Consider the following 25,055-nt stretch of genomic DNA (forward strand, 5'->3'; position numbering starts at 1 on the left):
ACGACAACTGTCTTGGATTCGCTGGTCACTGGTAACTCCTTGATGTTTCGGCGTAGGACCGGTCGGTGGGACCGGTCAGGCCAGGGTTTTGTCGGTCGCGCCGGAATCGGTACCGGCGGCGACCTCACTGTTGTCGGTGCTCGGGTCGACCGGGGTTGCTTCTGCTCCGGAGCCCTCGGCGACCTGCAGGTCGGTGGTCTCGCTGACCACGGCGGGACGGCGCGCATAGAACCACCAGGTGATCGCCCCGGCGACGACGTAGAAGGCCAGGAAGATCCAGAACGCCACGGTGGCCGACTGATTCGACTTGTAGCTCTGGCGCAGGACGAGGTTGATCCCCACACCGCCGAGACCACCTGCCGCGCCTGCGATCCCGATCAGCGCGCCGGACATGCTGCGCGACCACTTGGTCTTGCCGAGCGCGTTGAGCCCGGACAAGCCCTTGGACTTGTCCTCCCAGATCGTCGGGATGATCTTGTAGACCGAGCCGTTGGCGATGCCCGAGATGAGGAACAGCAGGATGAACGCGATGACGAACGCGGTCAGCACTCCGCCGGTGATCACCTTGCCGTTGGAGTCCGCGATCGTGCCGGCGACCACCAGGATCGATGCGGAGGCGGCCATCGCGATGAAGCTGTAGAACGTGACCTTGCCGCCACCGACCCGGTCGGCGAGCTTGCCGCCGTAAGGCCGGGACAACGAGCCGAGCAGCGGTCCGATCCAGGCGATCTGCGCTGCCGCCAGCGCCGGTTTGGCCGCTCCGGCAGAGGTGAAACTGATGTTGAGCACCTGACTGAAGGCGAAGCCGAAACCGATGAAGGAACCGAAGGTGCCGATGTAGAGGATGCAGATCAGCCAGGTGTCGCGGTACTTGAGGCAGTCGATCATGGCGCGACCGCTCGAGGTCTGGTGATCCAGGTTGTCCATGTAGAGCATGGCGCCGACGCCTGCGACGGCCAGGGCCACGAGGTAGATCGCGCAGACGATCTCGGGCTGATCCGAGGCGAGCCAGATGACGGCGAGGCCGATCAGCTGGATCACCGGCACGCCGATGTTGCCGCCGCCGGCGTTGAGCCCCAGTGCCCACCCCTTGAGGCGCTGAGGATAGAACGCGTTGATGTTGGTCATCGACGACGCGAAGTTGCCGCCGCCGAAGCCGGTGAGGGCGGCGACGCCGAGGAACCAGCCGAAGCCGAACTCGCCCGGATTCATCATCAACATCATGGTCAGTGCGGTCGGGACGAGCAGGACGATCGCACTGAAGATGGCCCAGTTGCGCCCACCGAATCGTGCGGTGGCCTGGGTGTAAGGAATACGTAGACACGAGCCGACGAACGTCGCGGTCGCGGCGATGATGAACTTCTGATCGAGACTGATCCCGTACTCGGGGCCCATGAACAGTGCCATCACGGAGAACAGGGACCAGACGGAGAAGCCGACGTGCTCGCAGATCACCGACCAGACCAGATTGCGCTTGGCGATCTCGGCGTTCCCTGCGTCCCAGGCCTTCTGGTCCTCGGGATCCCATTCGGTGATCGTGTGATCGCGCGTCATCGCTTGCCGCACAAAGGCGGGCAGTACAGGCATGAGCAGTCCCATCGAGTCGTCGTGATGAATTACCGACGACGCTGTCGGTGATGGGAACAAAGTTAGGGAGCCCGTGTTGCCGGGATTTTCCCTGGCGTGACCGATCGGTCACGATGTGCTCACATTGCGCGGCAGAGACTGTGAGAAGGAGTCAGCGGATACTGACCTGCGATTACAGCATCAAACGGACAAGATCGACGACCCGCTGCAGGCCGGGTAGGGCGCCCGCGGTGGCCCTCGGATGTAACGCGTGCACCGCCAGCCGAAACATGACGGCACGCAGCATCATCTGCGGCCACTCCGGCTGATCTGCCCAGCGTCGCACGAGGTCGTCGTCGGCGCCACCCCACGCCAGCGAATCGACCACCACGACCGCGGCCGCCCAGGACGCGGGCCTCCAGTACGGCACGATGTCGGTGATCCCGGGCGCGGCGGCACCCGCGAAGAGCACCGTGCCGAACAGGTCACCGTGCACCACCTGAGAATCCAGGGACACCGTCTTCCGAAGTGTGGCAAGGGTTCTCAACATCTGCACGCTGTCTTGACCGTCCGGCGAGGTCGGTTCGCCCATGCCGGCTGCACGCGCGGTCCGCAGCGGGACATCCTCCCACGCCGCACGGTCCGCGGCGGTGAACACGTCGACGTCGGTATGCGGTGGCGCCGGGGACTGCAGCAGAAATCTCGGACGGTCCAGCCCCGAGGTGGCCGCGTGCAAGCGATCCGCGACGAGTACGACCTCGTCGTGCCGAGGTTCGGGCGCACCCGCGATATAGGTGTCGGCCCGCCACCCCGACACCACGTAGCGACCATCCGTGGCACGGAATGGACGTGCGATCCGCAAGCCCTCCACATAGAGCGATTCGCGCACACTCGCCGACCACGCGGCCCGTGCGTGATCGGGCACCAGCGACAACACGACCTCACCGACCCGCCAGCCACCGATCCAGGACTCACCCATGGGAATCGGCGGGTGTGCGGTCAACCCGAACGTGTTCAACACATGTTCGGGCGGCTCGACGGTCTTCACATCTGCAGAGATTACCGAGCGAACCGGGCAGAACTCCGCAACGACGCGACTCTGAGCAGGGCAGAGACACGATTGGTTGCTGTTTGCGTCGGTTTCCGACTCAAACAGCAACCAATCGAACAGCGATCAGTAGACCGGGAGCGTCTTGTCCACCTGGTTGGCCCACGCGGTGACACCACCCTGTAGGTGGGTCGCATCGGCGAATCCGGCACGTTTGAGGGCCGCCAACACCTCGGCGGAGCGGATGCCGGTCTTGCAGTAGAGGACTGTCGGCCGGTCCTGGGGAACCTTGGCCAACCCGGCCCCGGACAGGATCTCGTCCTTGGGGATCAGGGTCGCACCGTCGATGTGCACGATCTCCCATTCGACCGGTTCACGCACATCGATGAGGGCCAGGTTGTCGCCGGCGTCGATCTTCTCCTTCAGCTCGGCGGCGGTCAGGGTCGAATCCGCTGCGGCATCGGCCGCCTCGGTCGACACCACGCCACAGAAATCGTCGTAGTCGATCAGTTCGGTGATCTTCTCGCCGGCCGGGTCCTTGCGGATCTTGATGGTGCGATAGGTCATGTCCAGGGCGTCGTAAACCATCAGACGGCCGAGCAGGGGCTCGCCGATTCCGCAGATCAGTTTGATCGCCTCGGTACCCATGATCGATCCGATCGATGCGCACAGGATGCCCAGCACCCCGCCCTCAGCGCAGGACGGCACCATTCCGGGTGGCGGCGCCTGGGGATAGAGGTCGCGGTAGTTGATGCCGCGACCGTCCGGCGCGTCCTCCCAGAAGACCGACGTCTGGCCCTCGAACCGGTAGATCGAACCCCAGACGTAGGGCTTGTGAGCGAGGACGGCGGCGTCGTTAACCAGGTAACGCGTCGCAAAGTTGTCCGTGCCGTCGAGGATCAGGTCGTACTGCGAGAACAGCTCGACCGCCCCCTCGGGCTCCAGCCGTCCGTCGTGGATGTTGACGGTGACATACGGGTTGATCTCGCTGATCGAGTCGCGGGCGCTCTCGGCTTTCGGACGGCCCACGTCGGACTGGCCGTGGATGACCTGACGCTGCAGATTCGACTCGTCGACGACGTCGAACTCCACGATGCCGATGGTGCCGACTCCGGCCGCGGCCAGGTACAGCAGTGTCGGCGAGCCAAGGCCGCCGGCCCCGATCACCAGCACCTTGGCGTTCTTCAGCCTCCTCTGACCGTCCATCCCCACGTCAGGGATGATCAGGTGGCGGCTGTAACGGGCCACCTCTTCGTTGGACAGTTCCGCTGCGGGTTCCACCAGCGGTGGCAAGGACGACACGGGCGCCTCCAGTACGTGACTCGATGTGCGATCTCTATCTGTGATCTCTATTCGTCAACGGTCACGACCGCGCTGTCATTCCGGACGCGGTCCGAGCGCGTCAATTCTTGGGGAACGGCCAGGGGTTCGGCGTGCAGACGTAGCTGCGATTGGCGCGCATGTCGGGGTCGAGCGCCATGATCTCGGCGTTGGCCACACCGAACGACTGCTGCATCATGACCGGGGCCAGCGCACCGTTCTCCTTGCAGGGTTCGTGGGCCTCGTAGCCGATCCCATGGCCGGTCTCGTGGTTGACCAGGTATTGGCGGTACGCCAGGTCGTCACCCTGATACGACAGCGCGCCACGCACCCAGCGGGCTTCGTTGAGCGTCACCCGCTTCTCCGGGGGATAGAAACACGACGTCTCGAGTTGGATCTGGTAGCCGCAGAGTTCGCGGGTCGTGCCCGGCGACGTCAGCGTGATCCGCAGATCGGGATCGCCCGACGACACCCGCCGGAACGCGACCTTCCCGTCGCCGATCCAGCTCCGCGGATTGGCCAGGGTGGAATCCACCATCTTGGCGAACGACGTGTCGCCCCCGAAGTCCTGTCCGTTCAAGCCGTTCTCGACCTCGACGGCGTAGGTGTAGACCTGAGGGCCGGTCCCCACCTGCTTCCCACCCCCGCGGACGACGTGGTAGGTCTCCTTGCCCTTCTGCGTGTAGGGACCGCCGTCGGGCAGCGTGCCCGCGGGCAACGAAGCGGCCTGGATCGAGCCGGTGGGCGCGCCGATCGGCTTGGTCTCCTTGCTGACATCGGTGTTGCGTGACGCCGAGTCGGGATTCACATCGGCAGCCGGGACGAACGCGGCGTCGTTTCCGCTGCGGACGGTCACCACGATCAGCACGACGGTCAACACGATCAGCACGGGGATCGCGTAGGCCCGCCAGCCATAGGTGGCCACGAACCGACCGAGCGCGCTCTGCTTCTTGCGTTCCGGCTGCGCCTCCCGATCGACGCGGATGCGGCCGCTGTCGTCGGTCGGATCCCACCGCGCACGTAGCGGCTGATCTGGCCGGGGACGCGTTCTGGCACCCGGCGGGGGCACGGTCGTGTCCGCCGACGGTCCGGTGTCCATGCGGGTCCGCCGGGGCCCCACATCACGTGCGCGGACCTGCTCACCGCCTGCGACCCCCGCCGCCCCTGGGCCCATCGAACCGGCGCCGGGATCGCCGGAGTTCGGCCCGCCTCCTGGGTGACTCACAGGCTCAACCTTCTCACAGGTCAGCGATGATCAGCGGGACCAAGTCACAACGCGTGCTGTGCGGCTGAGATCACGCCGGACACCGGCGAGTACGCTCAACCCATGTCGACCGCCACAAATTCATCGCACGGCGCAGGGCGTAGCACGCGCCTTCCGCGCAGTGCTCGTCGCATGCAGCTCCTGGATGCTGCCAGCGAGATCTTTGTGGAGCGTGGCTACCATTCGGCGGGCATGGACGAGATCGCCGTGCATGCCGGGGTCAGCAAACCGGTGCTCTATCAGCACTTCCCGTCCAAGCTCGACCTCTACATCGCCGTCGTCGACTCGCATGCGGAGAAGCTGGTCAGCGACGTGAACCGGGCACTGCTGACGACCACGGACAACAAGCAACGTGTGCGTGCCGCCGTGGAGGCGTTCTTCGACTTCATCGATCAGGACAACTCCGGGTATCGCCTGATCTTCTCCTCGGATGCCAAGGATCCGGCAGTCATCCGCCGCGTGGAGGGCGCGACCGAGGCCTGCGTCGACGCCGTCTACGGCCTGGTGATGCACGACTCGGGCCTGGACCCCTACCGCTCACGCATGCTGGCCGCGGGACTCGTCGGCGCGAGTCAGGTCAACGCCCGCTACTGGCTCGAGGCCAAGCGCCCGGTCGACAAGCGCGCCGCGGTGGACACGACCGTCGCACTGCTCTGGGGCGGCCTGTCGCATGTGCCCCTACAGGGCTCGTCGGGCGAGCACTACGCCGACACCGACGCCGCTTCCACAGACAGCTGAGACATCCGCTCAGCGGACCACCGTCCCGCGGGATGAGCACCCGAGCTCTGCGGTGATTCACCCGATCCCTGAGGAGGCCCCGAGCGCTAGCGAAGGGCTGTCACGAAGGGGCGCCCTTCGTGACGCATCGCTCGTCCCTCGCGAGGCTCCTCAGGGACCGGGTGGTCACGCATCGCGCGTCCCTCGCGAGGCTCCTCAGGGACCGGGTTGGTGACGCATCGCTCGTCCCTCGCGAGGCTCCTCAGGGGCCGAATGGTCACGCATCGCGCGTCGCTCGCGAGGCTGATTCACCCGATCCCTGAGGAGGCCCGGAGCGCTAGCGAAGGGCCGTCACGAAGGGGGCCCTTCGTGACGCATCACTCATCCCTCGCGAGGCTCCTCAGGGACCGGGTGGTCACGCATCGCTCGTCCCTCGCGAGGCTCCTCAGGGACCGAATGGTCACGCATCGCGCCCGCTCCCGAGAATGATTTACCCGATCCCTGAGGAGGCCCGGAGCGCTAGCGAAGGGCCGTCACGAAGGGGCGCCCTTCGTGACGCATCGCTCGTACCTCGCGAGGCTCCTCAGGGACCGAATGGTCACCATCACTCATCCCTCGCGAGGCTCCTCAGGGACCGGATGGTCACGCATCGCTCGTACCTCGCGAGGCTCCTCAGGGACCGGATGGTCACGCATCACTCGTCCGTCGCGAGGCTCCTCGGCGACAGAGGTGGTCACGCCCCCAAGCTCACTCCCAGCGGAGCCGCCTCAGGAGGGGCCGAAGCCGACCCGGCGGTTCTCCGTACTCCCGACCTCTACGTAAGCGATCTTCGAGACCGGCACCAGGAAACGCGCGCCCTTGTCGTCGACCAGCGACAGCAGCTGCTCCTTGCCGGACAGCGCCGCCTCGACCTCCGAATACGCCTTGTCACCGGTGAGTGCGGTGTGGATGGACAGCTCACGAGGGCTGTCGGTGATACCGATCTTCACTTCAACGGCCATGGCCACCCTTCTCTCAATCTGACGGTGCCGCCGAGGACCGACCCCGAAGGCGTCGACACGACACAATTGGTGTGCCGACCCAGGCTAGTTCAGGCCGCGAGCCCGATGACACCGGCTCCGCTCACAGCGCAACGACCGCTAGTCCAGGCCGAGATCACGCATCCGTTTGCCGTGTTCCTCGGTGATCGCGTCGAAGAAGGTGGCGATCCCCTGCAGTGCCGCCGAGCCGGCGAACAACAGGTCGGTGACCTCTTCCTCGGCCGCCAACACCCACTGCGCGTGGGTGACCGCCTCGCCCAGGAGACGGCGACCCCACAGCTTGAGCGGTGAGGCCAGAGCCGGGTCCGCCGCGACCGCCGCCGCGACCTGATCACGAGCGAATCGCGAGTTCGACGTCTCGGCCATCACCTCGCGGACCACCGACTGCGCATCGGCGGGCAGGCCGCCGGCGACCTCGCTGTAGAAGTCCGCGGCGAGGCCATCGGCCAGATAAGCCTTCACCAGCACCTCGTACCAGGTCTTGGGCGTCGTGACCTGGTGGTACTGGTCGAACACCTTCCGGTACCGCTCGACCGCCTCGGTCGGGTCGATCCCGCGTGCGGACACCTGGGCGGCGAGAGCATCGAAATGGTGGATCTCCGACGCCGCCATGCGCGCGATCGCGATCCTGCTCTGCACGTCCGGCGCCATGCGCGACTCGTCGATCAGCCGGTAGAACGCGGCGTATTCACCGGCCAGCAAGACGGCGAACAGCTTGGCGATCGCACTGTCCCCAGCGCCCGAGCCGGGGGCTGCTGCGGGATCGGGAGTTACTCCGGACGGGGGCGGCGCAGTCGACATGGTGGAGATGGTAGGCGGGGCCGAAGCGTTCACCAAGTACACTTGACAACGGTGCACTGACGCGATCATGACGATCAGGTGGCGAGGCGACCGGCCGAACGGCCCGCCGACCGACCCGGATCACGCGCGGGCACCGGACAATGTGCGCGCACTTTGAGCGCCGGGCGACGCAGCCCGGCCGGCCACCACACAGTCACCGACCACGGTTTGCCCGGTCCGAAGCGGACCTTTCTCAGCCGCAGACCGTCGAATCAACTGTGGTGCCTTTCGTGCGTGCGGGAAATGCAGAAAGGCATACAACCTCACATGAGCGATTCCATCGCGACACAGACAACCAGTCCCGCCGCGCCGACCGACAGCGGGAACGACGAGGTGAAGACCACCGTCGTCGACGAGACACACTCCTCCCCCACGTTCGCCGAGCTCGGCGTCGACGACCGGATCGTCGCGGCCCTGGCAGAGGACGGCAAGACCCACACCTTCGCGATCCAGGAACTGACCCTGCCACTCGCGCTGAGCGGCGACGATCTCATCGGTCAGGCCCGCACCGGCATGGGCAAGACCTTCGGTTTCGGTGTTCCCCTGCTCCATCGACTCGCACACGCCGAGTCCTCCGGGCTGCGGGCACTGGACAACACCCCACGTGCCCTGGTGATCGTGCCGACCCGCGAGCTGTGCCTGCAGGTCACCGGTGACCTGGAGGTCGCCGCACCCAAGCTCGAGGTCACCCTGGCCAACGGCACCACCCGCCCCCTCAAGATCACCTCGATCTACGGTGGGCGTCCCTACGAATCGCAGATCGCCGACCTGAAGTCGGGTGTCGACGTCGTCGTCGGAACCCCCGGCCGCCTCCTCGACCTGGCCCAGCAGGGTCACCTGATCCTCGGCAAGGTCTCGATCCTCGTGCTCGACGAGGCCGACGAGATGCTCGACCTCGGGTTCCTGCCCGACATCGAGCGGATCATGTCCGCGCTCCCGACACCCCGGCAGACGATGCTCTTCTCGGCGACGATGCCCGGCCCGATCGTGACCCTGGCCCGGACGTTCCTGCACCGCCCGACGCACATCCGCGCCGAGCATGCCAACGATTCGGCGATCCACGAGCGCACCACCCAGTACATCTATCGCGCCCATGCGCTGGACAAGGCCGAGCTGGTGGCTCGGGTTCTGCAGGCTGAAGGCCGCGGTGCCACAATGATTTTCACCAGAACCAAGCGAACTGCCCAGAAGGTCGCCGACGACCTCGCAGAGCGCGGCTTCTCGGTGGGCGCCGTCCACGGCGACCTCGGTCAGGTGGCCCGGGAGAAGGCCCTCAAACGTTTCCGGACGGGCGACATCGACGTCCTCGTCGCCACCGATGTCGCCGCCCGTGGCATCGACATCGACGATGTCACCCACGTCGTCAACTACCAGTGCCCCGAGGACGACAAGACCTACGTGCACCGCATCGGTCGCACCGGCCGCGCCGGCCGCACCGGCATCGCGATCACCCTCGTCGACTGGGATGAGATGCATCGCTGGGAACTGATCAACAACGCCCTCGGTCTCGACAAGGCCGCGCCGGTCGAGACCTACTCGACGTCGGAGCACCTGCGCGAAGAACTCGGCATCCCCGAGTCGGCCACGGGCCGGATCGTCGCCCCGAAGCGCACCTCCGACGACGACGGCAAGAGAGCCGAGCGTTCTCCGCGCTCGGACCGCCCGAAGTCCAACCGGACGCGTCGACGCACCCGCGGCGGCAAGTCCGAGACGAGCGGCGAGGCCGCAGCACCCGCGGCAGCACAGTCCGAGAACCCCGGGTCCGGCAACGGCCCGTCGACAGACCAGTCGGACAGCGACAAGCCCCGCCGTCGGCGCCGTCGCCGCGGAGGGGCCAAGCGCAGCCCGTCGTCCACCGAGACACAGACCGAGAAGGCCACGTCCGCCGCGTCCGCCGAGTGATACTCAGTAGCGTGATCAGATTCCGCTGCACGATCGGACCCCAGTCGGCATCGGCGGTGATCCGCGACCGGAGAGCTCGTGGCCCGTATCCGACCTGAGCGGCGGACACCCGTCGATCTCGCGGTATCCGCCGCGATCGTGGTGATCCTGCTCGTCGCGGGGGTGGTGGTCTGGCTGTACAGCCCGGTTCGGCACACCGACAGCACCCAGGCGGCCGCGCCGGTTGCCGAGGTGCAGCCGTCGTCGGCCGTGCCTGACCGACTCACGCCCATCTGGCGCGCGTCGTCTGCCCGCACCCACAGCCCGGCGGTCACCCGCTCGTTGGTGGTGACAGCCGACGGCGGCGAGGTGGTCGGCCGCGACCCGGCGACCGGCGAGGAACGCTGGCACTATCGGCGCGATCTGGATCTCTGCGCGGTGCTCGCCGCATGGCCGTCGAGCAGCAACGAGGTCCTCGCTGCCTACCGCAACTCGCGCGGGTGTGGCGAAGTGACCGCTCTCGACGGATCGTCGGGACGTCGCGCCGGCGCGCGCAGCAGCGACGCCGACGATCACGTCCGCCTGACGTCGGATTCGGGTTACGTTGTCTCCCAAGGACCTACCCGCCTGGAGACCTGGGGATCCAATCTCGTCCGCGGCATCGAATACGGCCGGGTCGACGCGCCGGTCAAACCCGGCGTGCAGCCGGGACGGAAGGATTGCCACCTCTTCTCGTCGGCCACCGGCGGAAGTAGGGTCGCAGTCATCGAACACTGCGGCAGCGAACCGGGCTACCGTCTGACCGTCCTCGGGGCCGTGCTCGACAAGGACGAGGAGGTCCAGCAGTACGGGTCGTCGATCATCACCGACGGCACGTCCGGACCGCCGCCGGTGGTCATCGGGATCACCAGTTCGGCGATCGCTGTCTACGACGGCGGCGGCGATCCCCCCATTCCGGCCCAGAACAGCCCCACTCCGCGCGGGACGGATACGGCCACGATCCGGCAGTTCAACACGGACGGCGTGGCCATGGCCACCAACACCGTCAACGGCCCCGAGGCCCCGCCCGCAGAGGTCGTCGCGGTCACCGGCGGCGGACTGACCAGCTTCTACACTGGCAACGCGACCGTCGTGCTCGACTCCGCCGACCTGCGGCCGATGTATCAGGTGCCCGGGGCGATCGGAACGGGCGACGTCATGGCAGGCCAGTTGCTACTGCCGACGCCGACCGGGATCAGCGTGCGAGATGCTGCCACCGGGCGGGAGTTCCGCACGATCCCAGTCCTCCGAGACGGCCGACACGACGAACCGGTCAGCCTGCGGGTGCTCGGCTCCACCGTTCTGGAACAGTGGGGTGCGACCGTGCAGGCCTACGGGCAGGCGTGACCGCTGACGTCGGCACATCCGGCGATGTTCAGGCCGTTTCGAACGTCTGCACCGGTTTGCCCGCCTCCCAGTGCTTCCACATGTTCTCGGCGAGTCCTCGGTAAGCGTTCGCGCCCTTGTTCTTTCGGCCGCGCATCACCGACGTACCCGACGCCGACGCCTCCGCGAACCGGACCGTGCGCGGAATGGGCGGATCGAGGACCGGAAGCTCGTATCGATCCGACACATCGGCCAGCACGTCACGGCTGTGGGTGGTTCTGGCGTCGTACAGGGTTGCCACCGCACCGAGAGTCTTCAGGCCGGGGTTGGTGATCTGCTGGATCTCTTTGACGGTCCGCAGCAGTTGGCCCACACCCCGATGGGCCAGGGTTTCGCATTGCAGCGGCACGATCACCTCGTCGGCGGCGGTCAGGCCGTTGAGGGTGAGCACGCCCAGCGACGGCGGGCAGTCGATCAGGATGACGTCGTAATCCTGCGCGACCTCGGCGAGTGCGCGTTTGAGCGCGTACTCACGTCCCGGGCGCATCAGCAGCAACGCCTCCGCACCGGCCAGATCGATCGTGGCGGGCAGCAGGGTCATGTTGTCCTCGGTGTCCAGCAGGACGTCCGCGATCTCCTCGTCGCCGAGCAGCACGTCGTGCACCGACACCTGGAGCTGATCGGGGTCATGTCCGAGCGAAAAGGTAAGACAGCCTTGTGGATCGAGGTCGACGACCAGAACCGAGACGTCGAGATCGGCCAGGGCGGCGCCGAGCGACGCAACAGTCGTGGTCTTGGCGACGCCACCTTTTTGATTCGCGACGGCCAGCATCCGGGTCATGGCATCAACTGTACGGCCGATGGGCGCAGCCGTCGTGCTTACCCGCGCCGCGACACGGAAGTGGACCCGAGATCGGATCCGCGGCCCTCAGCGCCGTCGTGACCTGCGCTCTCCGGCAGGCGGGTCATCAGAGGCGTACTCGCCCACCAACCAGCTGGTCGAAGCCGGACTGAAGATCAGCACCAGGACCGCGATGGCCGCGATGGCCAGGGGTATGCCGAACCACGGTTGGTGGCTGTCGGTGAGCAGTGCGTAGGCGACGGGCAACAGCAGAATCTGTGCGACCACGGCGATCGCGCGTCCCCACCGGCGTCCGACGAGCAGCGCGGTTCCACCCACGAGGACTCCCGCACCGATGATCCCGAACCATGCCGCCGTGCCGTACCCGCTGATGAACGCCTCTCGGTGACCGGCCGCCTCCCGGATGGCCAGGACCACGGCGACGGTCACCGCGATGGCGCCCTCCAGCGCGGTGACCGCTCCGGCCAGCCGAATCGTCGTCGGTACCCGCTCGACGGTGCCGTCGTCCCGCTTCTCGCTCACGCGTTCCAGCCTATGGGTGGGCGAGCCGTCTGCGCCGCTCACCCCCGGCCGCGGGCAGGCGGATGCACGTCACACCGCGCGACCCCATATCGTGGGGTCTCGTGCGCGTCATGCTCATCGTCAATCCGTTCGCCACCGCGACCACACCGGCCGGTCGCGACGCGCTCGCGCACACCCTCGGTTCGCGCTTCACGCTCGATGTCGAACACACCACCCACCGAGGACACGCCGGCGAACTAGCGCAACGCGCCGTCGCCGAAGGTGTCGACGTGGTTCTGGTACATGGCGGCGACGGGTCGGTCAACGAGGCGGTGAACGGACTCCTGGGCGCACCGGCGGCGCCGGTCGAGCCCGGGCGCCGACTGCCGGGCCTGGGCGTGATCCCGGGCGGCAGCGCCAACGTCTTCGCCCGCACACTCGGGATCCTGGCCGACCCACTCGCCGCGACGGGTCAGATCATCGAACTCCTCGAGACCGGGCATTGCCGCCGCATCGGCCTCGGCCACACCCAGGACCGATGGTTCCTCTTCAACACCGGGATGGGGATGGACGCCGTCGTGGTGCACGCGATGGAAGACAAGCGGCACGCCGGCAAACCGGCCACACCCGCGCGGTACTTCCGGACCACCGTCGCCTCGTTCCTCCGGAATGCGACGAGCGGTGCGTCCTTCACCGTCGAGGTCCCCGATCGCGAACCCATCGAGGGCGTGAAGTTCGGCTTCGTCAGCAACACCAGCCCGTGGACCTACTTCGGCGATTACGAGATCCGCACGAACCCGACCACCGGGTTCGACACCCGCCTCGGCCTGTTCGCCGCGACGTCGACCGCTGTGTCCCGCAACATTCCGCTGGCTGCACGCCTGCTCACTCATCGCGACCCCAAGGGACGCCACGTCTACCGCGACGACGACGTCGAATGGGTGCGGTTCCGCACCGACGAGCCGATCGACGTGCAGATGGACGGCGACTACATCGGCGCCCATCAGCTGATCGAGTTCGGCTATCGCGCGGACGCCCTCGCGGTGGTCGCACCCGGCAGCACGCGCCACAACATCACGCCCAGAACTGCGTAAGGCAGCGCGGCAACGGCGAACAGCGCGGTCGGTGGCAGCCACGCAGACCCGACGGCCCAGGCGCCGAACGCAGCCACGGCGACAACCTCCTCGCCCACCCCGACCACCGACGTGATCGTCGCCCGCACGCCCGACGGCACGCGGTCCTGCAGCATCGCATCGGCCATCACCAGAGACCACCCGAAGACTCCGAAGGCGAAGGCCACCAGGATGATTCCGGCCGGATGACCTGACGCCGCACCGATCCCCAGCGCGACGGCGCCGAGAACCAGCCACGGCGCCAGCCGACGCGGGCGGAAATCTCCGACATCGGTGCGTTCGGCGGCGTAGCCACCGGCGATGTCACCGCAGGCCACCACGACCATCAGGACGGCGACACCCGAGGTCGGACCGCTCCACATCTCGTCGGCGAGCAGTGGCAGGTACTCGTCGAGGGCGCCGACCCAGGTCAGGGCGATCACGAGCAGGAGGACGCGGCGGAGGATGCGGTCGGCACGAAACCGGCCGAACACCGCCGCGATCACCCCGCGACCGGAGGTGGGGTCGGTCAACACAGGCCCGTCCGACCGCCGCTGCTCGGTGTCAACGGGGTGTTCGGTCCCATCCGGGCGTACGACATCGGCGCCGTTGTGTCGTGGCGCGCGGACACGCTGCGGAGCGTGCTCCTCCGCCAGCATCGCCGATGCCGCCGCACACACCACGCACGATCCGATGCTCGCCGCGCCCGCCGCCTGGTATCCGCCCCAGGCGGTCAGCGGCACCGCTGCCACGGTGCCGACAAGGACTCCGCACGCGCCCATGGCCCGGACCCGACCGGCGAGCGCCGCATACCGCTGCGCCTGTCCGCGGGCGGCGAGGGTGTCATAGAGGAGCGCCTGCAGTGTGCCCGAACGCAACGCCGACCCTGCCGACCAGAGCACGAACCCGGCGGCGAACGCCGCGTACGACGGCCACCATGTCCACAGGGCGAATCCGGCGGCCGTCAACAGCGGGCCGATCACCAGCAACCGACGACGCGGCACCCGGTCGGCCACGATCCCCGTGGGGATCTCGAACAGAAATGAGCAGATCGACCAGATGATGAACAGTGACGAGATGGAAGCTGCAGAGAGTCCGGCCCCGGTGACGTCGGGGTCGGCGAACATCACCGCGTAGAGCGGATAGAGCGGGATGGCGTCCTCGGCCAGGGCCGCGATCGACGCCGGCGTCGTCAGCCGGGACGCCCTCGGCGCCCGCGAATGTGATGAGGATCAACATCGTCGTCGTGGCATGCCTCACAGAGTACCGACGGTGAAGCGAATACCACCAGGGTTTTTCTTCGACGACCTGCGGAAATCTCTGCAAACTCGTAACAAGAACGAGTAGAGTAGTACATCGGTGCGTAACGGTGTGCAGCCACCCCCTCCCAAGGATGGTCACGGAACAGTGATATTGCACACGTGTTAACGGAACACCATTGACTTCGCCTGGATTCGTGAAAGTATTCACAAGCAACAGTGCGGAAACATTCGGTGTGTCCGCGTGAACTAGCGGTTACAGCCACAACAAACCAGACATTGGGAGTTGTCGAGTGGTGCTTGAAAGCACCTGAAGGAGAAGGAATGGACTGGCGTCACAATGCAATCTGTCGCGACGAAGACCCGGAACTGTTCTTCCCGGTAGGGACCAGTGGGCCGGCCATCGCGCAGATCGCTGATGCGAAGCTCGTCTGCGCACGGTGCCCCGTCACGGCCGAATGCCTTTCGTGGGCCCTGGAGTCCGGACAGGACGCGGGCGTATGGGGCGGGATGAGCGAAGACGAACGGCGCGCGCTCAAGCGTCGCACCGCACGTACACGGACGCGGAGCAGCGTCTAGGGGGGCCACAGAGCCGAAACCGCAACAGCGGTCACGAAGAGACCCGGCCCCGGCCGGGTCTCTTCGTCTGTACGGAGTTCATGTGCCGGGCGATCCCGCACATACCCAAACGGCCAGCGACCGAACGGATTCGAACATCTCGTCGGTGTCCTGGATCACCGGAGTCCGATGACGACACCGACTTCGGTGCCACGCCCGGACGGACTCGGACCCATCGTGAGCGTCCCACCGAGTTCGATCGACACCATCGTCTGCACAATCTGTAGACCGAGTCGATCAGACGAGGCGACGTCGAATCCCTCCGGTAAACCAGAACCGTTGTCACGCACGGCTATCCGGAGCTCACGGACATCTCGATCAGCGAGGATCTCGATCTCGCTGTCGGCGCTCGGCGCACCGAACCCATGCTCGATGGCGTTCTGGATCAACTCGGTGAGCACCATCACGAGAGGCATCGCCATCTCCGCGGAGAGGACGCCCAGCCGATCGGTATGGGTGACCCGCACCCGGGTGTCGCCGGAAGCGACGTCGACCAGGATCGGCACGAGCCGGTCGACGACCTCGTCAAGGTCCACCTCCTCGTCGACGCTGCCGGAGAGCAACTCGTGTACCAGGGCGATGGATGCGACGCGGCTCACGGCCTCGGTCAGCGCGCCCCGCGCCTCGGGATTGGTGGTACGCCTGGCCTGCAAGCGCAGCAGCGCCGACACCGACTGCAGGTTGTTCTTGACGCGATGATGGATCTCCCGGATCGTGGCGTCCTTGCTGATCAGTGCGAGGTCCCGCCGCTTCACCTCGGTGACGTCACGAATCAGGACAACGGCACCCGTCGTCCGGCCGCGTGGACGCAGCGGCACCGCGCGGATCAGCACCGTTGCGCGCCGCGCATCGGCTTCCATCCGCATCCCCACATCCCGGTACGGCCCGGCCGGCGGCGGGGTGGCGCCTGCGGCCGCGTCGATCATCGTCGCGACATCCTCGGACTCGAACGGATCGGTCAGCAGCGACGAGGTCACATCGGACAGCCGAGTATGCGTCAGTTCGGTCGCCCAACCCATCCGATGGAACGCGGACAACGCATTCGGGCTGGCATAGACCACCATGCCGTGCTCGTCGACCCGAACGAAACCGTCACCGGCGCGTGGCGTCGACAGCCCCCGCGGATTGCCCTCCTGATGCGGGAACGTACCGTCGGCGACCATCTGACACAGGTCGTTCGCCGAGTCCTGGTAGGCCAACTCCAGCGGCGACGGTAGACGCGGATGGGTCAGATCGACGGCCCGGGTGAGGACCGCGATCGCGCGGTCCGTGCCGGTGAACCCGACCGGCACCGCCTCCCGCCGGATCGCCACCGCGCCGAGCCACTCCGGGTCCTCATCACGCAGGACCCGATCAGCGACGAACGCGCGCTCGAGCTGAGGGTTGACGGTCCCGTCGGCGACCGACCCGACCTCGTCACGCGGGAACACCGTCGATGCAGTGTTCGGTCGGCATTGCGCCACCGTGACCATGTCGCCGTTCTCGGTCTGCACCGACATCAGGAAGTCGGCGAACGACAGATCCGCCAGCAACTGCCACTCGGCGACGAGCCGCTGCAGATGCGCGGCGGCCGCATCGGAGAGCTGAGTGTGTTCGGCGAGGAGGTCGGCCAGCGTCGACATGTGCGAACGCGCTCAGCCAGCGAGCCGGGAGGGCGGCAGTGTGTCCACCGACGCCCGACTACTGGTACACGGCGATGACGTCGCCGGCCTGGATGACATCGCCCACCTTGACCTTGACGTCGGCAAGCGTGCCGGGCTCCTCCGCCAGGACCGGGATCTCCATCTTCATCGACTCGAGCAGGAACAGGGTGTCACCGACGTCGACCTGCTGCCCGGCGCTCGCCCGCACCTCGAGAACACTAGCCACGATCTCCGCCACGACGTCTTCAGCCATGGACATAAACTAGCTCACTTCCCGCCTGGTCACGACGAGGTCGATGGGCGATTGGGAACCGAAGCCACCAGCATGGGACAATCGAGGACGCAATCAGCACGAAGGAGATCCGTCATGGGTAAGCGCGGTCGCAAGAAGCGCGCTCGTAAGAAGAACGCTGCCAACCACGGCAAGCGTCCCAACTCCTGATCTCAGGGGTCGCGAGCACTACTGCGGGGTTTGGACTCGGCGCCTTTCGCGTCGGAGGCTCGGCGCTTGTCGCGTCGGAGGCTCGGCGCCTTTCGCGTCGAGAGAACCCCAGAATTCACCGACAGCACCCACCGTTGGTCGCGGACCTCATCGGTCCGAGCCGGGGTGGGTGCTGTCGGTGAATTCCGGGGTTCTCTCGACCTCCGTGCTGGGCACGATGGTGAGGTTGGTGCGGTGGTGACCGTGTTGGCTACGCTTGGCCGGTCTCGCGGACGATGACGGTTTTGCGAATCTCCACCCGCAGCCGCTCACGGAGGCCCTCGGGGGCGTGATCGTTGCCGCATTTGCGATTGATCAGGGTCTTGAGCTGCCGTTCGATGCCGTAGTGGGCGAAGCACGACGGGCAACTGTCGAGGTGCGACTGCAGTCGCGACCGCGCACCCGAGTCGCACTCGTTGTCGAGGAGCAGCCAGACGTCGGCGAGAACCGCTGAACAGTCCAGCTGCAGGAACTCGGGATCGGCGTCGGCGTCCATTCGGGGCTCCTCGGAACCATGTGTGCTGCTCATCGTGCCACCTCGCTCTCCGAGGGGAGGGCGGCCCGGTTGAAACCGCGCTCACGGGCGACGTCGGCGAGCAGTTCACGCAGTTGACGACGACCGCGGTGCAGACGGGACATGACGGTGCCGATGGGGGTATCCATGATCTCGGCGATCTCCTTGTACGGCAGCCCTTCGACGTCGGCGTAGTAGACCGCCATACGGAAGTCCTCGGGCAACTCCTGCAGGGCTGCCTTGATGTCGTCGTCGGGTAGGGCTTCGAGAGCTTCGATCTCAGCCGATCGCAACCCGGTCGACGAGTGTTCGGCGGTCGCTGCCAACTGCCAGTCGGTGATCTCGTCGGTCGGATACTGCGCCGGCTGCCGCTGCTTCTTGCGATAGCCGTTGATATAGGTGTTGGTCAGGATGCGATAGAGCCACGCCTTGAGGTTCGTGCCCTCACGGAACGACTTGAAGGCCGAGAAGGCCTTCACATAGGTCTCCTGCACCAGGTCCTCGGCGTCGGCCGGATTGCGGGTCATCCGCAGAGCGGCGCCGTACATCTGGTCGAGCAACGGCAGCGCATCACGCTCGAAACGCTCGGTGAGCGCCTCGGGTGTCTCGGTCGGATCGGTGCGGCTCGGTGCCTGCGATCCGGCCCCGGACGCGCGCGCCCCGGACTCGTCCGCCTCGTCGGCGGGCGCCTGATCGGTTGACTCGGGTTCGACCACTACGATCCCTTCGGTGACGGCCTTCGCGGAGACGTCGTCCGGCGCCGGGAACACCCAACGGGGCTCGGGCGCCGACGTTCCGCTGTCGGTCAAGCTTACCGATGACGATCCGGGCGCCATGCCCGGCTCGTCTGAGGGCTCGTGTACCGGTGAGGCGGGTACGAGCAAGCCGACGCTACTCATGTGGCTGATCGACCTTCCTTCGGAGTCGAGAACGTGCAGGTTGCGGCAACAAGAAGACGAAGTGTCCAGCTCGTCACCACACTCAACAACAGCCGTGGTGCGACAAATGTTCCACGCGACGATCGGCATCGATCGAGGAGAAGGGAGACAACAATGGCCGCGACTCCCGCGGTGGCCGCACTCGAGCGTGCGCGCATTACGCACACCGTGCATCGATACCCGCACGACAAGAACACCGACGCCTACGGAGCCGAGGCGGTCAGCGCACTCACCGACGCCGTCGGGGCCAGCGCCGAGCAGGTCTTCAAGACGCTGGTGATCGATCTCGCCGGGACACTCGCCGTGGCCGTGGTGCCGGTTCCACGTCGCCTGTCGCTCAAAGCAGCCGCGGCGGCGCTGGCTCACGTGGTGCCCGGTGTGTCGAAGGCCCGGATGGCCGATGAGAAGTCGGTGACCCGATCGACGGGTTATGTGTTCGGCGGGGTCTCGCCGATCGGCCAACGAACCGCTTTGCCCACGGTGGTGGATCGTTCTGCGCTCGACTGGCCGACCGTGTTCTGCAGCGCCGGTCGACGCGGCCTCGAGGTCGCCCTCGCCCCGGGTGACCTGGTCGCCGTCACCGATGCCGTGGTCGCCGACATCGCGGTCTGACGGGCCGGACGGACGGTCTCCGATCACCGCGCCGACCGAGACCACCGTCGGTCCGGCGTGACAGCATGGACACATGTGCGGACGCTATGCGGTGACCACCGACCCGGCGAAACTCGCCGCCGAGATCGACGCCATCAATGAGGTACCGGTGCCGCTCGACCCGACGACGGCGAGTTCGAGCGAGACGGAGGGTACGGAGAAGTCGGAGAGTACGGAGAAGTCGGAGAACGGACCCCGCCAACCGGGACCGAACTACAACGTCGCGCCGACGACGACGGTGATGACCGTCGTCAAGCGACACTCCCCCGACGATCCCGACGACGATCCGGCACTGCGGGTCCGGGCGATGCGGTGGGGGCTGGTACCGGTGTGGGCCAAGGACGTGAACAAGGGTCCCCTGCTGTTCAACGCGCGCGCGGAGAGCGCCGCGGAGAAGAGTTCGTTTCGGACCTCGGTGAAGTCCAAACGCTGTCTGGTGCCCATGGACGGCTGGTACGAGTGGCGCAAGGGACCCGTCGACGACAAGGGCAAACCGACCAAGGTGCCGTACTTCATGTCACCGGTGGACGGCACCCGGCTGTTCATGGCGGGATTGTGGTCGGTCTGGCGTCCGAAGGACGCACCCAAGGATGCGGCGCCGCTGTTGAGCTGCACCATCCTCACCACCGACGCGGTCGGCCACCTCCGCGACGTCCATGACCGGATGCCGCTGATCATGCCCTTCGACAACTGGGACGCATGGCTCGATCCGGACCACACCGCGCCGAACGATCTCTTCGCGCCCCCGAGCGAAGCGGTCGCCGAGGCGATCGACATCCGTGAGGTGGCACCGCTGGTCAATCGGGTCGCCAACAACGGTCCGGAGCTGCTCGAACCGGTGTGAGTGCTCAGTCGGTGACCAGGACGGCCGCACCATCGAAGCGCCCGGCCTTCAGATCGATGAGTGCCTCGTCGGCCTCGGCCAGTGGATAGGTGTGGGTCCTCGCGCGAACCCCATGGCGTGCCGCCACCGCGAGAAACTCCCGGCCGTCCGCGCGCGTGTTGGCGGTGACCGAGCGTATCTCCTTCTCGTAGAACAATTCTCGTTCGTAGTTCAGCGTCGGGATGTCGGTGAGATGGATGCCGGCGACCGACAGGATCCCACCGCGGTCGAGTGCTCGCATCGCCACCGGGACCAGATCCCCGACCGGTGCGAAGGTGATCGCGGCGTCCAGCGGCTCGGGCGGGGCGTCATACGCGTCGCCGGCCGAGTCCGCGCCCAGCGTCAACGCCAGCTCGCGGGACGCCGCACCGCGCGTCATCACATGCACCCTCGCGCCCATCGCGATCGCGACCTGCGCGCACAGGTGGGCGCTGCCACCGAAGCCGTACAACCCCAGCCGGTCGGGCACCCGGAAGCCGAACTCGGCCCCGGGATCGGTTCGGCTCGCCCGTTTCAGGGCGCGATACCCGATGATCCCGGCACACAGCAGCGGCGCGGCGGCCACGCTGTCGAGATCCTCCGGTAGCGAGTAGGCGAACGCGGCCGGCACCGTCGTGTACTCTGCGTACCCGCCGTCGTGGTCCCAACCGGTGTACGACGATGCCGGACACAGGTTCTCATCGCCGCGACGGCAGTAAGCACATGTGCCGTCGGTCCGGTGCAGCCAGGCCACACCGACCCGGTCACCGAGCGCGAATCCGTCCGCCTCCGCACCCATCCCGGCGATCTCGCCGACGACCTCGTGCCCCGGCGTCACCTGGTCACGCCGGACCTCGAGGTCCCCTTCGGCCACATGGAGGTCCGTCCGACAGACACCGCAGGCGATCACCCGGACGAGTAGTTCGTCGGCGGCCGGTTCCGGGACGGGCCTCTCCACGAAGGACAACGGCCGGTCCGTGATCGGCCCCGGATTCTGGACCACCCAGGCGTGCATAGGCCAAGGATAGGTCCGATCGGGTCGCCCCGAACCGCCATCAGCGGTAGGTGTAGGCGTCCAAGGGGAACCGGTCCATCTCGCGCAGTGTCGACAGGGTCGAACTCGGCCGGAGCAACGCCGCCTCGCCGTGCTGATTGAAGTAGTAGCTGCGCGATGATGCACAGTTCCCGTTGTAGAAGACCGACGATCCGAGACGTTCGGTGACCGTTGCCAGGAATTCCGCGTTGGCCTGCTCGGTGACCTCGAAGGTCGACCGGCCACTGCGCTCGAGTTCGGCGAAGATCCTTCGGATGTGTTTCATCTGGCCCTCGATCGTCGTGAAGTACGAGAGGCCGCTGTAGGAGTACGGACTGTTCAGCGACAGCAGGTTCGGGAAACCCGGTATCGTGATGCCTTCATAAGCCTGAAAACGATTCTCCCGCCACCATTTCCCCAGATTTCGTCCGTCTCGACCGACGATCTCGAACGCCGGGAAGTTGACATCCCACAGGTTGAAGCCGGTGGCCAGGACCAGGACGTCGACGCCGATCCGGTCACCGGCCTCGGTGACGATCGCATCGGGTTCGATGCGGGCGATCGAACCCGTCTGCAGCGCAACGTGAGGCTGATTGAAGGTGCGGAAGTAACTGTTGGAGAAGGTCGGTCGCTTGCATCCGAAATCATAGGTCGGCGTGAGCGCACGGCGGGTTCCCCGATCTCTGACCTGTAACCGCAGATGCGCCCGCGCAAGCAGCTCGGCCGCGCGGTTGCCGGGCTTCGCCTGTTTGAAATGGAGCACACCGAACACCATCAGCGCCTCGAGGCCCGCGGTGTTGACCAGCCGGGCGAGGCGCTGCGTGAGAGGCACCCGCGCGAACAGATTCTGTACCGCCGCGGGTATCGGGAAGTCGATCTTCGGCACCACCCAGATCGGTGTGCGCTGAAATACCGTCAATTGCTCGGCCTGCGCGGCGATCTCCGGAATCAACTGGACCGCGGTGGCACCGGTCCCGACGATCGCCACCCGCTCGGCGGTGAAGTCGTGACCGTCCTGCCACGCTGTCGTGTGGATGATCGTTCCGGCAAACGAGTCCATCCCGGGAAAGTCGGGAGCGTGCGGCTGCGACAGGAATCCGGTGGCGGTGACCAGGTAGCGGCAGGTACGCGTCGCGCCGTCGGCGGTGGTGACCTGCCAGATCTGCCGGTCATCGTCCCACTGCGCACGCTCGACGGATGTACCGAACTCCATGTGCCGCTTCAGGTCGTACTTGTCGGCCACGTGTTGCGCATACCGTTCGAGTTCGGCACCGGGGGCGAAGAGCCGCGACCAGCGCGGATTGGGTTCGAACGAGTACGAGTACGTCACCGAGGCGATGTCGACCGCGAGGCCGGGATAGTGATTGACATGCCAGGTACCACCGAGATCGCGCTCCCGTTCGAGAATCGCGATCGACTCGATCCCGTGTCGTTTGAACTCGATCGCGGCGCCCATGCCGCCGAAGCCCGCGCCGACGATCACCACCTCGTGATCTGGCCGCACCGTCATCACCCCGCCCGTCATGCCATTTTGATGTTACGCAAGACACACTAACCCAGCGGCGCGCGCGGGACCAGAGTCGATTCCTCGGCGATCTCACACCGTTGCCGACACGGTGTGAGATCCCGGTTACCCGCGGCCAAGACCAATTGCCGCGCCGGTAATTGTCAGGTAACAGCTGCGCCGGACCATCACCACATGGACAAGAACCTTCTCGAGCACAGCCTCTCGCTCGTCGATCTGCCGGACGCCGGACTGACCGTCCGGTTCTACGAGATCCTCTTCGAGCGCTACCCAGAGGTCAGACCGATGTTCAGCCGCGATCAGCGTCAGCAGGCCGCCATGCTGCGAACCGCGGTCATCGCGGTCGTCGATCATCTCGACGAGCCCGAGTGGTTGTCGACGACCCTCGGTTCGCTCGGCCGACGCCACGCCGAACTCGGGGTCACCGAACCCATGTATGCGGCGGTCGCCGACTGCATGATCGCCGCGATGTCGGAGATCGGGGGCGAGAGCTGGACGCCCGAGATGACACAGGCGTGGACCGACGCACTCACGGCGGTCGCCTCGTTGATGGTCGCGGCGTATCCGGCCGAGGAGGACGCCTCCGGGGCCGCCTGACAATCCCGGAGATCTGTTGCTGGCCGTGGCCGTGCCGCCGGCGCCCGTGCGTCGGTCGGAATACCCTTGCCTCGCCCGGCGCTGGCAGTGGTATGCCATCGACCGGAAACAGCCGTCCGCACCATATGCCGTCGGCCGCTCAGCCGACCCGGGCCACGGACTCGCGCCGGCGTACGTCAGGTGGCTGGGCCTTCGTCTCCGCAGCTCTCGCGTTCACGGTCGTCATGATGGGCACGACTCTGCCGACGCCGCTGTACGCCATCTATTCCGACGAACTCGGGTTCGGTGTCACCACCACGACCGTGATCTTCGCGATCTACGCGGCCGGTGTCATCACGGCACTGGTCGTCTTCGGACGGTTGTCCGACGTGGTGGGCCGACGACCACTGCTGATCGCCGGAGCGGTGCTGTCCCTGATCAGCGCGGTCGTCTTCATCACCGCCGGTCCGGTCTGGCAGCTGATGATCGGCCGCGTGCTGTCCGGGTTGTCCGCCGGCATCTATGCGGGCGCCGCCACCGCTGCGGTGATCGAACTGGCGCCCGCCGGGTGGCGCAGCCGCGCTCCGTCCATCGCGACCGCCGCGAACATCGGCGGACTCGGCCTCGGGCCACTCGTCGCCGGACTGCTCGCGGAGTTCGCACCTGCGCCGTTGCATCTCCCGTTCGCGGTGGACCTGGTCCTGCTCGTACCCGTGCTGGTCGGTATCTGGTTCATCGCCGAACCGGTCGACGTGAAACCCGACGCGCGGTTTTCCGTACAGCGACTCTCCGTCCCGGCCGAGGTGCGCGGCGTGTTCCTGCGGGCGGCGATCGCGGCGTTCGCCGGATTCGCGGTGATGGGGACATTCAGCGGCGTCGCACCGTCGTTCGTGTCGCACATCCTCGGCATCGGTTCCCACGCGGTATCCGGAATCCTCGTCGCGGTGTTGTTCCTGACCTCGGCGCTCACGCAGATCGTCGGTCGATCACAGCCGACCGAGCGTGCCCTGGTCGTCGGATGCGCGGTCCTCGTGGTCGGTGTGGCGGTGTTGATCTGGGGACTTCTCGCCGCGTCGCTGACCGTTCTGATCGTGGGTGCGGTGATCAGCGGGGTCGGACAAGGTCTTTCCTTCTCCAAGGGGCTGGCCGCGGTGGTCGCCGCCAGTCCCGCCGACCGACGCGCCGAGGTCACCTCGACCTACTTCGTGGTCGCCTACGTCGCGATCTCGATTCCCATCGTCGGTGAGGGAATTGCGGCATCGCACTGGGGGCTGCGGACCTCGGGCGTGGTGTTCAACATCGTGGTCGGGCTGATGGCGCTCATCGCGTTGACGCTCACCGTGATGGCGGTTCGCGCCGACCGACGGGTCCGCGCCGACAACCCGGTTGCCCCGAGCGTCTCGGCCAGATCGAACCGCGGCTGACAGCGCTCGTCGGAG

At 66.7% G+C, this 25,055-nt stretch carries 25 protein-coding genes; 10 read left to right on the plus strand and 15 right to left on the minus strand.

Annotation, left to right across the window (positions count from 1 at the left end):
• Positions 1 to 75: 75 nt before the first annotated feature.
• The 4 genes from ACVT6V_RS24055 to ACVT6V_RS24070 form a co-directional block, all read right to left on the minus strand.
• Positions 76 to 1,587: a nitrate/nitrite transporter gene (locus ACVT6V_RS24055; protein WP_489896601.1), complete on the minus strand. Its 1,512-nt coding sequence runs from the start codon at positions 1,585 to 1,587 to the stop codon at positions 76 to 78.
• A gap of 172 nt (positions 1,588 to 1,759) precedes the next feature.
• Positions 1,760 to 2,614, minus strand: coding sequence for a TIGR02569 family protein (locus tag ACVT6V_RS24060; RefSeq protein ID WP_489896602.1), 855 nt, complete (start codon positions 2,612 to 2,614; stop codon positions 1,760 to 1,762).
• A 126-nt stretch (positions 2,615 to 2,740) separates the two neighbouring features.
• Positions 2,741 to 3,916, minus strand: a complete 1,176-nt coding sequence (moeZ, locus tag ACVT6V_RS24065; RefSeq protein ID WP_489896603.1) for an adenylyltransferase/sulfurtransferase MoeZ — start codon at positions 3,914 to 3,916, stop codon at positions 2,741 to 2,743.
• Positions 3,917 to 4,016: 100 nt separating this feature from the next.
• A complete protein-coding gene (locus ACVT6V_RS24070; protein WP_489900989.1) occupies positions 4,017 to 5,108 on the minus strand; it encodes a DUF3152 domain-containing protein in 1,092 nt (363 codons plus the stop codon).
• Between the two features lie 153 nt (positions 5,109 to 5,261).
• Here ACVT6V_RS24070 and fasR point away from each other — a divergent pair, with 153 nt between their 5' ends.
• Entirely contained in the window at positions 5,262 to 5,936 is a 675-nt protein-coding gene (gene fasR / locus ACVT6V_RS24075) for an HTH-type transcriptional activator FasR (protein ID WP_489896604.1), read from the plus strand.
• A gap of 746 nt (positions 5,937 to 6,682) precedes the next feature.
• Here the strand turns inward: fasR and ACVT6V_RS24080 are convergent.
• Together ACVT6V_RS24080 and ACVT6V_RS24085 are read right to left on the minus strand one after the other, a co-directional pair.
• Positions 6,683 to 6,916 carry a DUF3107 domain-containing protein gene (locus ACVT6V_RS24080; RefSeq protein ID WP_489896605.1) on the minus strand — a complete coding sequence of 78 codons (234 nt, stop codon included), beginning with the start codon at positions 6,914 to 6,916 and terminating at the stop codon, positions 6,683 to 6,685.
• 138 nt (positions 6,917 to 7,054) lie between these two features.
• The gene (locus ACVT6V_RS24085) at positions 7,055 to 7,756 is read right to left on the minus strand and encodes a ferritin-like fold-containing protein (RefSeq protein ID WP_489896606.1); all 702 of its coding nucleotides are present in this window, start codon (positions 7,754 to 7,756) and stop codon (positions 7,055 to 7,057) included.
• 306 nt (positions 7,757 to 8,062) lie between these two features.
• Here ACVT6V_RS24085 and ACVT6V_RS24090 point away from each other — a divergent pair, with 306 nt between their 5' ends.
• Together ACVT6V_RS24090 and ACVT6V_RS24095 are read left to right on the plus strand one after the other, a co-directional pair.
• A complete protein-coding gene (locus ACVT6V_RS24090; protein WP_489896607.1) occupies positions 8,063 to 9,697 on the plus strand; it encodes a DEAD/DEAH box helicase in 1,635 nt (544 codons plus the stop codon).
• A gap of 78 nt (positions 9,698 to 9,775) precedes the next feature.
• Positions 9,776 to 11,062 carry an Rv3212 family protein gene (locus tag ACVT6V_RS24095; RefSeq protein ID WP_489896608.1) on the plus strand — a complete coding sequence of 429 codons (1,287 nt, stop codon included), beginning with the start codon at positions 9,776 to 9,778 and terminating at the stop codon, positions 11,060 to 11,062.
• A 28-nt stretch (positions 11,063 to 11,090) separates the two neighbouring features.
• Here the strand turns inward: ACVT6V_RS24095 and ACVT6V_RS24100 are convergent, their stop codons facing one another.
• Both ACVT6V_RS24100 and ACVT6V_RS24105 read right to left on the minus strand, forming a co-directional pair.
• A complete protein-coding gene (locus ACVT6V_RS24100; protein ID WP_489896609.1) occupies positions 11,091 to 11,882 on the minus strand; it encodes a ParA family protein in 792 nt (263 codons plus the stop codon).
• Between the two features lie 87 nt (positions 11,883 to 11,969).
• A complete protein-coding gene (locus ACVT6V_RS24105) occupies positions 11,970 to 12,425 on the minus strand; it encodes a hypothetical protein (RefSeq protein ID WP_489896610.1) in 456 nt (151 codons plus the stop codon).
• A gap of 101 nt (positions 12,426 to 12,526) precedes the next feature.
• Here ACVT6V_RS24105 and ACVT6V_RS24110 point away from each other — a divergent pair, with 101 nt between their 5' ends.
• Positions 12,527 to 13,498, plus strand: coding sequence for a diacylglycerol/lipid kinase family protein (locus ACVT6V_RS24110; RefSeq protein WP_489896611.1), 972 nt, complete (start codon positions 12,527 to 12,529; stop codon positions 13,496 to 13,498).
• Here ACVT6V_RS24110 and ACVT6V_RS24115 read toward each other — a convergent pair.
• Positions 13,426 to 14,643 carry an MFS transporter gene (locus tag ACVT6V_RS24115; RefSeq protein WP_489900991.1) on the minus strand — a complete coding sequence of 406 codons (1,218 nt, stop codon included), beginning with the start codon at positions 14,641 to 14,643 and terminating at the stop codon, positions 13,426 to 13,428. The two genes, ACVT6V_RS24110 and ACVT6V_RS24115, sit on opposite strands and share 73 nt — an antisense overlap.
• A 456-nt stretch (positions 14,644 to 15,099) precedes the next feature.
• On the opposite strand from ACVT6V_RS24115, the gene ACVT6V_RS24120 reads away from it, so the two are divergent.
• Positions 15,100 to 15,354 carry a WhiB family transcriptional regulator gene (locus ACVT6V_RS24120; protein WP_161062209.1) on the plus strand — a complete coding sequence of 85 codons (255 nt, stop codon included), beginning with the start codon at positions 15,100 to 15,102 and terminating at the stop codon, positions 15,352 to 15,354.
• 155 nt (positions 15,355 to 15,509) lie between these two features.
• On the opposite strand, the gene ACVT6V_RS24125 is transcribed toward ACVT6V_RS24120, so the two are convergent.
• Together ACVT6V_RS24125 and ACVT6V_RS24130 are read right to left on the minus strand one after the other, a co-directional pair.
• Positions 15,510 to 17,015 (minus strand): sensor histidine kinase, encoded by a 1,506-nt coding sequence (locus tag ACVT6V_RS24125; RefSeq protein WP_489896612.1) that lies wholly within the window; start codon positions 17,013 to 17,015, stop codon positions 15,510 to 15,512.
• Between the two features lie 58 nt (positions 17,016 to 17,073).
• A complete protein-coding gene (locus ACVT6V_RS24130) occupies positions 17,074 to 17,289 on the minus strand; it encodes a biotin/lipoyl-binding carrier protein (protein WP_489896613.1) in 216 nt (71 codons plus the stop codon).
• A gap of 114 nt (positions 17,290 to 17,403) precedes the next feature.
• Here ACVT6V_RS24130 and ACVT6V_RS24135 point away from each other — a divergent pair, with 114 nt between their 5' ends.
• Positions 17,404 to 17,478 (plus strand): 50S ribosomal protein bL37, encoded by a 75-nt coding sequence (locus tag ACVT6V_RS24135; protein ID WP_370452957.1) that lies wholly within the window; start codon positions 17,404 to 17,406, stop codon positions 17,476 to 17,478.
• A 250-nt stretch (positions 17,479 to 17,728) separates the two neighbouring features.
• On the opposite strand, the gene rsrA is transcribed toward ACVT6V_RS24135, so the two are convergent.
• Both rsrA and ACVT6V_RS24145 read right to left on the minus strand, forming a co-directional pair.
• Positions 17,729 to 18,046, minus strand: coding sequence for a mycothiol system anti-sigma-R factor (rsrA, locus tag ACVT6V_RS24140; RefSeq protein ID WP_489896614.1), 318 nt, complete (start codon positions 18,044 to 18,046; stop codon positions 17,729 to 17,731).
• A complete protein-coding gene (locus ACVT6V_RS24145) occupies positions 18,043 to 18,930 on the minus strand; it encodes a sigma-70 family RNA polymerase sigma factor (RefSeq protein ID WP_489896615.1) in 888 nt (295 codons plus the stop codon). The genes rsrA and ACVT6V_RS24145 overlap by 4 nt, the downstream gene beginning before the upstream one ends.
• A 153-nt stretch (positions 18,931 to 19,083) precedes the next feature.
• Between ACVT6V_RS24145 and ACVT6V_RS24150 the strand changes: the two genes are divergently transcribed.
• Positions 19,084 to 19,581, plus strand: a complete 498-nt coding sequence (locus ACVT6V_RS24150; protein ID WP_489896616.1) for an aminoacyl-tRNA deacylase — start codon at positions 19,084 to 19,086, stop codon at positions 19,579 to 19,581.
• A gap of 73 nt (positions 19,582 to 19,654) precedes the next feature.
• Positions 19,655 to 20,464, plus strand: coding sequence for an SOS response-associated peptidase (locus ACVT6V_RS24155; protein WP_489896617.1), 810 nt, complete (start codon positions 19,655 to 19,657; stop codon positions 20,462 to 20,464).
• Between the two features lie 4 nt (positions 20,465 to 20,468).
• Here ACVT6V_RS24155 and ACVT6V_RS24160 read toward each other — a convergent pair whose 3' ends face one another.
• Positions 20,469 to 21,497 carry a zinc-binding alcohol dehydrogenase family protein gene (locus ACVT6V_RS24160; RefSeq protein ID WP_489896618.1) on the minus strand — a complete coding sequence of 343 codons (1,029 nt, stop codon included), beginning with the start codon at positions 21,495 to 21,497 and terminating at the stop codon, positions 20,469 to 20,471.
• A gap of 40 nt (positions 21,498 to 21,537) precedes the next feature.
• Positions 21,538 to 23,040 carry a flavin-containing monooxygenase gene (locus tag ACVT6V_RS24165; protein WP_489896619.1) on the minus strand — a complete coding sequence of 501 codons (1,503 nt, stop codon included), beginning with the start codon at positions 23,038 to 23,040 and terminating at the stop codon, positions 21,538 to 21,540.
• Between the two features lie 174 nt (positions 23,041 to 23,214).
• Here ACVT6V_RS24165 and ACVT6V_RS24170 point away from each other — a divergent pair, with 174 nt between their 5' ends.
• Positions 23,215 to 23,637 carry a globin domain-containing protein gene (locus ACVT6V_RS24170; protein WP_489896620.1) on the plus strand — a complete coding sequence of 141 codons (423 nt, stop codon included), beginning with the start codon at positions 23,215 to 23,217 and terminating at the stop codon, positions 23,635 to 23,637.
• Between the two features lie 224 nt (positions 23,638 to 23,861).
• Positions 23,862 to 25,040, plus strand: a complete 1,179-nt coding sequence (locus tag ACVT6V_RS24175) for an MFS transporter (protein WP_489900993.1) — start codon at positions 23,862 to 23,864, stop codon at positions 25,038 to 25,040.
• The last annotated feature ends 15 nt before the right edge of the window (positions 25,041 to 25,055 follow it).

It is taken from the genome of Gordonia sp. LMA167 (assembly GCF_058130025.1).